The following is a 10,842-nucleotide window of genomic DNA, read 5'->3' on the forward strand; positions in this document are numbered from 1 at the left end:
GCATGAAAATTAAACAACTTTCATTACGAATTCGAATTTTTTTATCGATGATATTATTGATAATACTGGCGTCGGTATTAATCGCCGCAGTCACAATTTATCAATACAAAGAGCAAACCGATGAATACAATAAAGGAAGATTAGATCGAAAAGAAGAATCTGTTACAGCCACTATAAATTACTGGCTAAACTCTCCACAAAACACTTATGAAATTATAGAAGAAAATTTAGCTGCAATATTTAAAGATAAAATTTATGAGATTTCAGATATAGAAAATCTTAAAATTAATATTTACGATTTAAAAGGTAGGATGGCTAAAAGCTCTCAATCTGGATTTGTAAAGAGTGATGTTCCAACCCAATTATCAGACGCAATATTAAAAAGCATTTCACAAAATTTTGAACATCGATTTACAAATACGACCATAATTGATGGTAATACATTTCAATCTTCATTCACCTATATAACAGATAATAAGTTTAAACCAATAGGAATCATAAATCTTCAATATCTTCAAGATAATTCAGCTCAAGATAAAGATTTAATTGAGTTTTTATATCGGTTACTAATGGTGTACGCCCTTATGTTTGCGTTGGCAATATTATTGGCTTACTTTATTTCAAGCTACATAACAAGATCTATTAAAGCTATTACTGATAAAATGAGAAGAACTAGTTTAACGGGTCGAAATGAAAAAATTATTTTAAAAGAAGCAAGCACAGAAATATTTACTTTGGTAAATGCATATAACGCTATGATTGATGAGTTGGAAGAAAGTGCAGTGAAACTAGCAAAAGGAGAGCGAGAGCAAGCATGGCGAGAAATGGCAAAGCAAGTGGCTCACGAAATTAAGAATCCGCTAACTCCAATGCGTTTAACAGTTCAAAGTTTTCAACGAAAGTTTGATGAAAATGATCCAAAAATTAAAGAAAAAATTAATGAATTTAGTAAAACATTAATTCAACAAATAGATACCATGAGTTCTATAGCATCAGCATTTTCAAACTTTGCCAAGATGCCAACCCAAAAATGTGAAGAATTAAATGTGGTTGAAGTAGTGAAGCACGCATTAGATATTTTTTCTGAAGACTATATTTTATTTTTTCCAAAACAGGATGAGATTATTTCTGAACTAGATAAAACGCAATTAATTAGAATTATTACTAATTTGGTTAAAAATGCAGCTCATGCTTTAGATGAAGTTGAAAATAAAAAAATTGAAGTTTCTGTAGAGCAAAATAATGGGAATGTAGTTATAAAAGTTGCTGATAATGGAAAAGGTATTTCTGAAGAAGATAAAGAGCGCGTTTTTGAACCAAAATTCACAACAAAATCTAGCGGAATGGGTCTAGGCTTACCAATGGTAAAAAACATTGTTGAAGCTTATAATGGAACAATAACATTCACATCACAACTTAATAAAGGAACCGTTTTTAAAATAGTATTACCTAAAAAATAATTTTATGAATTTCGAAAATATTTTAATTGAACAGAAAGAACATTTGTCAACAATCACTATAAACAGACCCTCAAAGTTAAATGCTTTAAACAAAAAAACAATTGAAGAGTTACACGAAGCTTTTAAACACTTAGCTTCTCGAACAAAAGTAATTATTATAACAGGTAGTGGCGAAAAAGCATTTGTTGCTGGCGCTGATATTTCTGAATTTGCTGATTTTAATGTTGAAGAAGGAGCAGATTTGGCTAGAAAAGGACAAGAACTATTATTTGATTATGTTCAAAATTTAAATACTCCAGTAATTGCAGCGGTGAACGGTTTTGCTTTGGGTGGAGGATTAGAATTAGCAATGGCAGCACATTTTAGAGTGGCAAGTTCTAATGCTAAAATGGGTTTACCTGAAGTTTCATTAGGCGTTATTCCAGGTTATGGAGGTACACAACGTTTACCACAATTAGTTGGAAAAGGAAAAGCGATGGAACTAATTATGACAGCAGGAATGATTTCAGCAGAAGAAGCTAAAGACTGGGGATTGGTTAATTATGTTGTGGAACAAGAAGAGTTACTACCATTATGTGAAAAATTAGCGAGTAAAATAATGAGAAACTCATCTGTTGCAATTTCGGCGGCAATAAAAGCGGTTAATGCGAATTACGAGAGTAATATAAATGGCTTTGATGTTGAAATAACACAATTTGGAGAAAGTTTTGGAACCAATGATTTTAAAGAAGGAACCACCGCTTTTTTAGAAAAACGTAAACCTAATTTTGAATAAAAAATTAAGATTCTCCTTCCCATTCATCATAAAATCGCTGAAGAAATGTTTCCATATATTGGTGACGTTCTTCGGCAATTTTTTTTCCGGTAGTAGTATTCATTTTATCTTTTAACAACAATAATTTCTCGTAAAAGTGATTAATTGTTGGAGCTTTAGAATTTTTATATTCCTCTTTTGTCATTGCTAAATTTGGAGGAATATTTGGGTTGTATAATTGTCTGTTTTTAAATCCTCCATAATTAAAACAACGTGCAATACCAACTGCACCAATAGCATCTAATCGATCGGCATCTTGTATTACATCAAGTTCGGGCGATTTAAACGTTTGTTTAAAATTACCACCTTTGTAGGAAATGTTATTTATAATGTTTTCAACGTGAATTATTACAGCCTCATCTACGTGTTGAGCTTTTAAAAAATCACGTGCCATTTTAGGTCCAACAGTTTCATCTCCGTTGTAAAATTTAGAATCGGCAATATCGTGCAATAAAGCACCTAATTCTACAATAAATTCATCAACATTTTCGCTTTTTGCAATTAATTTGGCATTGTTCCAAACTCGTAAAATATGAAACCAGTCGTGACCACCTTCCGCATTTTCTAAAGTTGATTTTACAAAAGTTTCAGTATTTGAAATGATTAGTTGTTTGTTCATTTTCTAAAAATAAAAAATCCGCTTTAATTAAAAGCGGATACACAAAATAAATTTTAATTATTTTTTAATAAATGGCTTTACATTGTCCGTCTACACATTCAACATTTGTTGGTGGCAATAGGAACATACAATCTGAAATTATTCCCCATTTTAAGTTGTATTCAGCCTCCATTTCGTTATACGTTGAAACTATTTCATTTAACAATTCAACATCAATAGAAGTATTAAAAACAAGATAAGATTTTGGTCCTCCGCACGCTTTACTTCCAAAAGCTATAAAATCACAACTCTCATTTTCAGTACAAGTACCTTCTGCAATTAAAAGTTCTATTTCTAGTTTTAAATTATTTAACGCCACAAGATCGTCTTCTTGAGTAGTTTCTGAATTACTTGAACAACTAAAAACGATTGCTAATATAGCAATCGTTTTTAGAATATGTTTTGTTATAAACTTCATTATTTTATTAGAAATATTAACAATAGTCTTCGTAAGCTCCTGCTAAATTTGTAGCAATTACTTCAGCAGACCTTCCTTCAATATGGTGACGTTCTAACATATGAACTAATACACCATCTTTAAATAGTGCAATTGCCGGTGATGATGGAGGAAAAGGAACCATTTTTTCACGTGCAGTAGCTGTAGCTTCTACATCTACTCCTGCAAAAACAGTTGTTAAGTTAGCAGGTGTTTTATCATATTGTAAAGATAAAACAGCTCCAGGTCTTGCCGTTCCTGCTGCACAACCACATACAGAGTTCACAACGACTAGAGTTGTTCCTCCTTTTTTTAAGATTTCATCAACTTCTTGAGCTGAATGTAATGATGTAAAACCTGCATTTTCTAATTCTTGTTGCATTGGTTTTACTAATTCTGGTGGATACATATTTATTGATTTTTTTAGTTATACTTATAAAGTATGCAAATATAGTAGATTAAAAAGGAAAAGACTAAAACCTCATTTTAATTAAAGTGAATTTTTTAAAGTTTATATTTTTTTTAACAACTGTAAAACTACTTCGTAAAGCTAAACTAACAAATCTGTGTATCTTTGGGCATTGAATAATTAAGTATGAGTAATTTTATTAAATGGCTAGGAGCCGGTTTAGGGTTTACTTTGGGTGGACCTATTGGAAGTATTTTAGGTTTTGCTATAGGAAGTGTTCTAGGAGGATTTTCTAAAGCAGATATTGAAAGTGCTAAAAGATATGGAGAAACTAGCAGAAATAGACAATCGGGTGATTTTGAGATTAGTTTATTGTTACTAGCTTCTGTAGTGATTAAGGCAGATGGAAAAACCGATGAGCGAGAACTAAATTATGTTCGTATGCATTTTAAAAAAATGTATGGAGAGGAAAGAGCAAATAATGCATTTAAATTATTTAAAGTATTTGTAAAGAATAATAATGTTTCTACGCGTCAAATTACTGAGCAAATTCGTCAAAATTTAACACATGCGTCACGACTACAATTGATTCACTTTTTATTTGGGATTGCCAAATCAGATGGAGTTGTAAATGAGGCTGAAGTGCAATCAATTAAAATTATTGCGGGTTATTTATATGTAAATCAAAATGATTTTGAGTCTATAAAAGCCATGTTTTATGATAGTACAGATAGCTCTTACAAAATTCTTGAAATAGATAAATCAGCAACAAATGATGAGGTAAAAAAAGCCTATAGAAAAATGGTAAAAAAATACCATCCTGATAAATTACAACATCTTGGAGAAGAACATGTAAGGGGAGCTGAAGATAAGTTTAAACAAGTTCAAAAAGCATATGAACATATACAAAAGGAAAGAGGATTGTAATTTTTTTGTGACTAATTAAAAAATAATGTGTCTTATAAATTGATTAGTAATAAGTAAAGTGAAATTGTCAAACCCTCAACTGGGACAATTTAGACCCCAAGACGATAGAAGCGCTTCGATAGAAGCGCTTTTTTTATGCTAAATACTCTGCAATATCTCTTGGACCCTCTAAAACTGTTTTTACAATTTGAAGCGTACCATCTTTATGGGAAATAGTATGCCATTTAATTAAAGAAATTTCAAGATTTACAATTTCAATTCCAGTAATAGATCGCGGATGTACGCAACTTCCATCGTTAAAATAAGGCAATTCATTTGGATTAGGAAATCTTGGTCTGTGTGTATGTCCAGCAATTACCATTTGATTGTTATTCGCTAAAATCCATTTTTTAAGCTTGCGTTCTACACGTAATAATTCCTTAAAGTTTTTGGCAGGACTTGTAGGATCTTTTATTCCTAAAATTTGAAGTGGTTTCCATAAAATCCTTACTAAAAACCGGCTCCATTTCCATAAAATATAATTAAAAAAATCGGCTTGATGTCCGTGAATTAATAAAATGTTTCTTTTAAAACCTTCAACCTCTAAAATAATTCCCTCATCTAGAGTTAACCCACTAAGTAAATCTTTAGTTGTGGAAGTTATCCGATCAAAATAAGAACCTAATAACTTTTGTGCTTTTTTATCTTTCCGTAAAATCATATCATGATTTCCCCAAATTATATGAAGCCTATTTTTTAAATGAAATTCACGTAAAAGCATAAATACGTTTTGATGCGCTTCAAAAATTTCTTTAAAATCATGATTTTCCCAAAGTTCAATTCCATCACCTAATTCAATATAAGTGTATTCGTTTTCATAATAAGTTCTAAGTGCATGAAAATAAATATTACCATTGTGAGAAAAATCATCGGTATAACTGTTATTTCCTCTATGGCAATCACTAAAAAAAATTAATTTAGAATCGCAATCGATAGAAATTCTCTTCGCATTTTTATAGGAATTAGATATTATTTGTTGGATCATATGTAAACTTAAAATAAATCTTCGAAATTCAAACTTTTACACCCGTACTTTTTATTAAAATTGAAACGTTATTTTCAATAAAATATGTAATTTCGCAAACTAATTGATTTAAAGGCCTAAAATGAGTAAAAAATTTAGAGAATATAAAGGATTGAATCTCACTAAAGTAGCAGAAGAAACTTTAGCGATTTGGGAAGCAGAGCATATTTTCGAAAAAAGTATAACTACACGAGATGAAAATAAGCCATTTGTATTTTTTGAAGGACCACCTTCAGCAAATGGTTTACCAGGAATTCACCACGTGATGGCACGTGCTATTAAAGATATTTTTTGTCGTTATAAAACCTTACAAGGCTTTCAAGTAAAACGTAAAGCAGGTTGGGATACTCACGGGTTGCCAATTGAATTAGGTGTTGAAAAAGAATTAGGAATTACCAAAGAAGATATTGGAAAAAAAATTACTGTTGAAGAATATAATGATGCTTGTAGAACAGCAGTAATGCGTTATACTGATATTTGGGAAGATTTAACACTTAAAATGGGGCATTGGGTTGATATGAAAGACCCTTACGTAACTTATAAGCCAAAATACATGGAAACGGTTTGGTGGTTGTTGTCACAATTGTATAAAAAAGGATTAATTTACAAAGGATATACAATTCAGCCATATTCACCAAAAGCAGGTACAGGTTTAAGCTCACACGAACTCAATCAGCCAGGAACGTATCAAGATGTAACTGACACCTCTGCTGTGGCTCAGTTTAAAGCTATTAAAAAAACCTTACCAGATTTTTTACAAGATGTAGACGGAGATATTCATTTTTTAGCTTGGACAACCACACCTTGGACCTTGCCTTCAAACACAGCATTAACTGTTGGTAAAAAAATTGATTATGTATTAGTAAAATCGTTTAATCAATATACGTTTGAACCAATAAATGTAATTTTAGCTAAAAACTTAGTTAATAAGCAATTTTCAAAAAAATTCTTTGTAATTGAAAATGAAGCTCAACTTTCAGAATACAATGAGAATGATAAAAAAATTCCGTTTATAGTTGTTAAAGAATTTAAAGGAATAGATATTTTGGAAGCAAAATATGAGCAACTAATGCAATTTGCGCTTCCATACCAAAATCCAGAAAATGCTTTTAGAGTTATAGCTGGGGATTTTGTAACTACCGAAGATGGTACAGGAATTGTACATACGGCTCCAACTTTTGGTGCTGATGATGCTATGGTTGCAAAACAAGCAACTCCTGAGGTTCCACCAATGTTGGTGTTAGATGATAACGGGAACCCTGTTCCATTGGTAAATTTACAAGGTAAGTTTACCAAGCATATGGGTGAATATGCTGATAAATATGTAAAGAATGAATATTATGCTGATGGTGAAGCTCCAGAGCGTTCATTAGATGTTGAAATTTCAATCAAATTAAAAGAAGAAAATAAAGCTTTTCATGTAGAAAAGTATCGTCATAGCTATCCACATTGTTGGAGAACAGATAGACCAATTTTATATTATCCCCTAGACTCCTGGTTTGTTAAAGTTACAGACAAACGTGATAGAATGTTTGATTTAAACGATAGTATTAACTGGAAACCAAAATCTACAGGAGAAGGACGTTTTGGGAATTGGCTTAAAAATGCCAACGATTGGAATTTATCTCGTTCACGTTATTGGGGAATTCCACTTCCAATTTGGAGAACAGAAGATGGTACTGAAGAAATTTTGATTGGTTCTGTTGAAGAATTGAAAGTAGAGATGAAAAAATCTGTTGAAGCAGGTTTTATGGAAGCTGATATTTTTTCTGACTTTGAAGTTGGGAATATGAGCGAAGAAAACTATGATAAAATTGATTTGCACAAAAATATTGTTGATGCAGTTACATTAGTTTCTCCAAAAGGACAACCAATGAAACGTGAATCAGATTTAATTGATGTTTGGTTTGATTCAGGTTCTATGCCTTATGCACAATGGCATTATCCTTTTGAGAATAAAGAGTTAATTGATGAGAAAAAATTCTTTCCAGCTGATTTTATTGCTGAAGGAGTAGATCAAACTCGTGGATGGTTTTATACATTACATGCTATTGGAACAATGGTTTTTGATTCCGTTGCCTATAAAAATGTAGTATCTAATGGACTAGTATTAGACAAAGAAGGTAAAAAAATGTCGAAACGTTTAGGAAATGCTGTTGATCCGTTTGAAACTATGGAGAAATATGGTGCAGATGCTACACGTTGGTACATGATTTCAAACGCAAATCCGTGGGATAATTTAAAGTTTGATATTGATGGAATTGATGAGGTTAGAAGAAAATTCTTTGGAACATTATATAATACATATTCTTTCTTTGCTTTATATGCTAATTTAGATGGTTTTACCTATGCTGAAGATGAAATTGCAATAGAAAAACGACCAGAAATAGATCGTTGGGTGTTGTCAGAACTTAATACATTAGTTAAAAATGTAGAAAAGTTTTATGAAGAATATGAGCCAACTAAGGCAGCAAGAGCAATACAAGATTTTGTTTCTGAATATGTAAGTAACTGGTTTGTACGTTTAAGTAGAAGACGTTTTTGGAAAGGTGAATATGGGCAAGATAAAATTTCAGCGTATCAAACATTATACACTTGTATGGTTACAGTTGCAAAACTAGCTTCTCCAATTGCCCCGTTTTTTATGGATAATCTTTACAAAGATTTAACAACTATTTCAGGAAAAGAAAATTTTGAATCTATACATTTGGGCTCATTTCCTTCGTACGATGAACATTTGATTGATAGTAAGTTAGAGCATAAAATGCAACAAGCTCAAAAAATATCATCTATGGTACTTTCATTGCGTAAAAAAGAAATGATTAAAGTTCGTCAGCCATTACAACGAATTATGATTCCTATTTTGGACGAAAAAGACAGAGAGGAAATTTTAGCTGTTGAAAACTTAATAAAATCTGAAGTAAATGTGAAGGAAATTGAGTTGATTGATGATGCTTCCGGAATATTAGTAAAAACAATAAAGCCTAATTTTAAAGTACTTGGGCCTAAGTTTGGAAAAGACATGCGATTTGTTGCACAAGCAATTCAAAATTTAACTCAAGATGATATTGCAACTGTTGAAAAACAAGGTGAAATTTCTTTAAAAATTAATGAAAATGTTGTAAATTTAACACTAAACGAAGTTGAAATTGCATCACAAGACATTGAAGGTTGGTTAGTAGCTAATCAAGGAAATTTAACAGTAGCTCTAGATGTAAATATAACTGATGATTTACGTAAAGAAGGAAATGCAAGAGAGTTGGTAAATAGAGTTCAGAACCTACGTAAAGAGAGTGGTTTTGATGTAACCGATAAAATAAAATTAATTATTCAAAATAATGAAATTTTAGAGCAGTCTGTTAAAGCAAATGAACAATATATTAAGACTGAAACGTTAACTAAAGAATTAGTGTTTGAAGATATAGTAGAAAAAGGCATAGAAATTGCTTTTGACGATGTGAACACTAAAATATTAATTGAAAAAATTTGAGAATATGAACGAAAACAATAGATACTCAGACAAAGATTTAGCTGAATTCAAAGAGCTTATTTTGAATAAAATTAAATATGCTGAAGAAGATTTAGCATTGATTAAAAGCGCCTTTAAAAACGACAGTAATAATGGTACTGATGATACGTCGCCTACATTTAAAGCTTTTGAGGAAGGTTCTGAAACCATGTCAAAAGAAGCAAATGTTCAGCTGGCAATACGTCAAGAAAAATTTATAAGAGATTTAAAAAATGCTTTGTTACGTATTGAAAATAAAACATACGGTGTATGTCGAGTTACGGGTAAATTAATTATGAAAGAACGATTAAAGTTAGTTCCTCATGCAACATTAAGCATTGAAGCTAAACGAATGCAACAATAAAAATTCAAAATTAAATACTATATGAAGCTTCCAATTAGGAGGCTTCATTATTATATACTTACGTTATAAAATTTATAAAGTTGAAAAAGTCCTTAGTTCTTATTATTGCCATATTGTTATTAGATCAAATTAGTAAATTTTATATAAAAACTAATTTTTTTTATGGAGAAGAAGTTGTAGTTTTTGATTGGTTTCGAATTCATTTTATTGAAAACAATGGAATGGCCTGGGGAGCTGAATTCGGAGGCAAAGCTGGTAAACTTTTTTTAACAATTTTTAGGCTATTTGCAATTACGGGTATTGGATATTGGTTGTATACTTCGATAATAAAAAAATCTAATACTGTATTAATTGTAGCAATTTCTTTAATATTTGCGGGTGCTTTAGGAAATATAATAGACTCAGTTTTTTATGGTGTTATATTTGATACTCCAAGTAATGGCATTGCAACCTTTTTACCTAATGAGCCTTACGGAAAGTTGTTTTTTGGGAAAGTTGTTGATATGCTTTATTTTCCAATATGGAGTGGAGATTTGCCAAGTTGGTTACCAATTTGGGGAGGAAAGCCATTTACTTTTTTCAATGCAATTTTTAATGTTGCTGATACTGCTATTTCAACAGGTGTTGGATTATTAATTTTCTTTAATAAAAAAGCATTTCCGAAAGAGGAGCTTACTGCTTAATCTCTTGAAGTTTTCCAATTAATTCATTTTTTATTATTTCATTGGAATCACTTAACGGAAGATTGGACTGCTGTACTAAATTTTTTGTTTCAAGAGGATCCTCAATTAAATTATATAGTTTTTCCGAACCATCGCTAAACAGTATGTATTTATGAGTACTGTTTCTAATAGTTGCATTTAAATAGTTTTCTGCATAGGCATATTCTCTTCCTTGAAAACTTGAATTTGAAAAAGATTCATAAAAACTTTGACTATCATTAATTTTATCAACATTTATTCCAGCAATGTTTGCGATAGTTGTAAATAAATCGGTTGTATTTATCAATGCATTTTCAGCTTCATTAATTCTCATTACATTTTTACCTGAAATAATCATTGGAACATTTATTCCTCCTTGATATAATGAACCTTTAGTTCTTGAGGAATTGTATTCTTGAGCTACTTGTTGAGGTGTTCCATTGTCTCCAATAAAAATAATAACAGTATTTTCTTTTTCTTCCTGACTTAGAGAGTTCATAAG

At 30.9% G+C, this 10,842-nt stretch carries 11 protein-coding genes; 6 read left to right on the plus strand and 5 right to left on the minus strand.

Going from position 1 to position 10,842, the window contains the following annotated elements; genetic code table 11:
- Nucleotides 1–1,460, plus strand: a 1,460-nt coding sequence (locus tag HKP59_RS07575; protein WP_291805222.1) for an ATP-binding protein, incomplete at its 5' end; no start/stop codon positions are given.
- A gap of 4 nt (nt 1,461–1,464) precedes the next feature.
- Nucleotides 1,465–2,235: an enoyl-CoA hydratase-related protein gene (locus tag HKP59_RS07580; protein WP_291805223.1), complete on the plus strand. Its 771-nt coding sequence runs from the start codon at nt 1,465–1,467 to the stop codon at nt 2,233–2,235.
- A 4-nt stretch (nt 2,236–2,239) separates the two neighbouring features.
- On the opposite strand, the gene HKP59_RS07585 is transcribed toward HKP59_RS07580, so the two are convergent.
- The 3 genes from HKP59_RS07585 to HKP59_RS07595 form a co-directional block, all read right to left on the minus strand.
- Nucleotides 2,240–2,893, minus strand: coding sequence for an HD domain-containing protein (locus tag HKP59_RS07585; RefSeq protein ID WP_291805226.1), 654 nt, complete (start codon nt 2,891–2,893; stop codon nt 2,240–2,242).
- A gap of 64 nt (nt 2,894–2,957) precedes the next feature.
- The gene (locus tag HKP59_RS07590; RefSeq protein WP_291805229.1) at nt 2,958–3,350 is read right to left on the minus strand and encodes a hypothetical protein; all 393 of its coding nucleotides are present in this window, start codon (nt 3,348–3,350) and stop codon (nt 2,958–2,960) included.
- A gap of 16 nt (nt 3,351–3,366) precedes the next feature.
- Nucleotides 3,367–3,777 carry a BrxA/BrxB family bacilliredoxin gene (locus HKP59_RS07595; protein ID WP_291805232.1) on the minus strand — a complete coding sequence of 137 codons (411 nt, stop codon included), beginning with the start codon at nt 3,775–3,777 and terminating at the stop codon, nt 3,367–3,369.
- Between the two features lie 186 nt (nt 3,778–3,963).
- Here HKP59_RS07595 and HKP59_RS07600 point away from each other — a divergent pair, with 186 nt between their 5' ends.
- Nucleotides 3,964–4,704 carry a TerB family tellurite resistance protein gene (locus HKP59_RS07600; protein ID WP_291805235.1) on the plus strand — a complete coding sequence of 247 codons (741 nt, stop codon included), beginning with the start codon at nt 3,964–3,966 and terminating at the stop codon, nt 4,702–4,704.
- 133 nt (nt 4,705–4,837) lie between these two features.
- Here the strand turns inward: HKP59_RS07600 and HKP59_RS07605 are convergent, their stop codons facing one another.
- Entirely contained in the window at nt 4,838–5,728 is an 891-nt protein-coding gene (locus tag HKP59_RS07605) for a metallophosphoesterase family protein (RefSeq protein ID WP_291805238.1), read from the minus strand.
- A 121-nt stretch (nt 5,729–5,849) separates the two neighbouring features.
- Here HKP59_RS07605 and ileS point away from each other — a divergent pair, with 121 nt between their 5' ends.
- The 3 genes from ileS to HKP59_RS07620 all read left to right on the plus strand — a co-directional run bounded on the left by ileS (nt 5,850) and on the right by HKP59_RS07620 (nt 10,322).
- On the plus strand, nt 5,850–9,257 hold the full coding sequence (ileS, locus tag HKP59_RS07610; RefSeq protein ID WP_291805241.1) for an isoleucine--tRNA ligase: 3,408 nt from the start codon (nt 5,850–5,852) through the stop codon (nt 9,255–9,257).
- A 4-nt stretch (nt 9,258–9,261) separates the two neighbouring features.
- Nucleotides 9,262–9,639: a TraR/DksA C4-type zinc finger protein gene (locus HKP59_RS07615; RefSeq protein ID WP_291805244.1), complete on the plus strand. Its 378-nt coding sequence runs from the start codon at nt 9,262–9,264 to the stop codon at nt 9,637–9,639.
- A gap of 74 nt (nt 9,640–9,713) precedes the next feature.
- Complete coding sequence (locus tag HKP59_RS07620; RefSeq protein ID WP_291805251.1) at nt 9,714–10,322, plus strand: lipoprotein signal peptidase; 609 nt, start codon at nt 9,714–9,716, stop codon at nt 10,320–10,322.
- On the opposite strand, the gene HKP59_RS07625 is transcribed toward HKP59_RS07620, so the two are convergent.
- Nucleotides 10,312–10,842, minus strand: a 531-nt coding sequence (locus tag HKP59_RS07625) for a sulfatase-like hydrolase/transferase (RefSeq protein WP_291805247.1), incomplete at its 5' end; no start/stop codon positions are given. The two genes, HKP59_RS07620 and HKP59_RS07625, sit on opposite strands and share 11 nt — an antisense overlap.

The sequence above is a fragment of the Lutibacter sp. genome (genome assembly GCF_013041805.1).
In the GTDB taxonomy this organism is placed as follows: domain Bacteria; phylum Bacteroidota; class Bacteroidia; order Flavobacteriales; family Flavobacteriaceae; genus Lutibacter.

What these genes read in the sequence shown, in the direction of transcription:
- HKP59_RS07580 (WP_291805223.1), top strand. Translation starts at nt 1,465, where the DNA reads ATGAATTTCGAAAATATTTTAATTGAACAGAAAGAACATTTGTCAACA.
- HKP59_RS07595 (WP_291805232.1), bottom strand. Translation starts at nt 3,777, where the DNA reads ATGTATCCACCAGAATTAGTAAAACCAATGCAACAAGAATTAGAAAAT.
- HKP59_RS07605 (WP_291805238.1), bottom strand. Translation starts at nt 5,728, where the DNA reads ATGATCCAACAAATAATATCTAATTCCTATAAAAATGCGAAGAGAATT.
- HKP59_RS07585 (WP_291805226.1), bottom strand. Translation starts at nt 2,893, where the DNA reads ATGAACAAACAACTAATCATTTCAAATACTGAAACTTTTGTAAAATCA.
- ileS (WP_291805241.1), top strand. Translation starts at nt 5,850, where the DNA reads ATGAGTAAAAAATTTAGAGAATATAAAGGATTGAATCTCACTAAAGTA.
- HKP59_RS07600 (WP_291805235.1), top strand. Translation starts at nt 3,964, where the DNA reads ATGAGTAATTTTATTAAATGGCTAGGAGCCGGTTTAGGGTTTACTTTG.
- HKP59_RS07590 (WP_291805229.1), bottom strand. Translation starts at nt 3,350, where the DNA reads ATGAAGTTTATAACAAAACATATTCTAAAAACGATTGCTATATTAGCA.
- HKP59_RS07615 (WP_291805244.1), top strand. Translation starts at nt 9,262, where the DNA reads ATGAACGAAAACAATAGATACTCAGACAAAGATTTAGCTGAATTCAAA.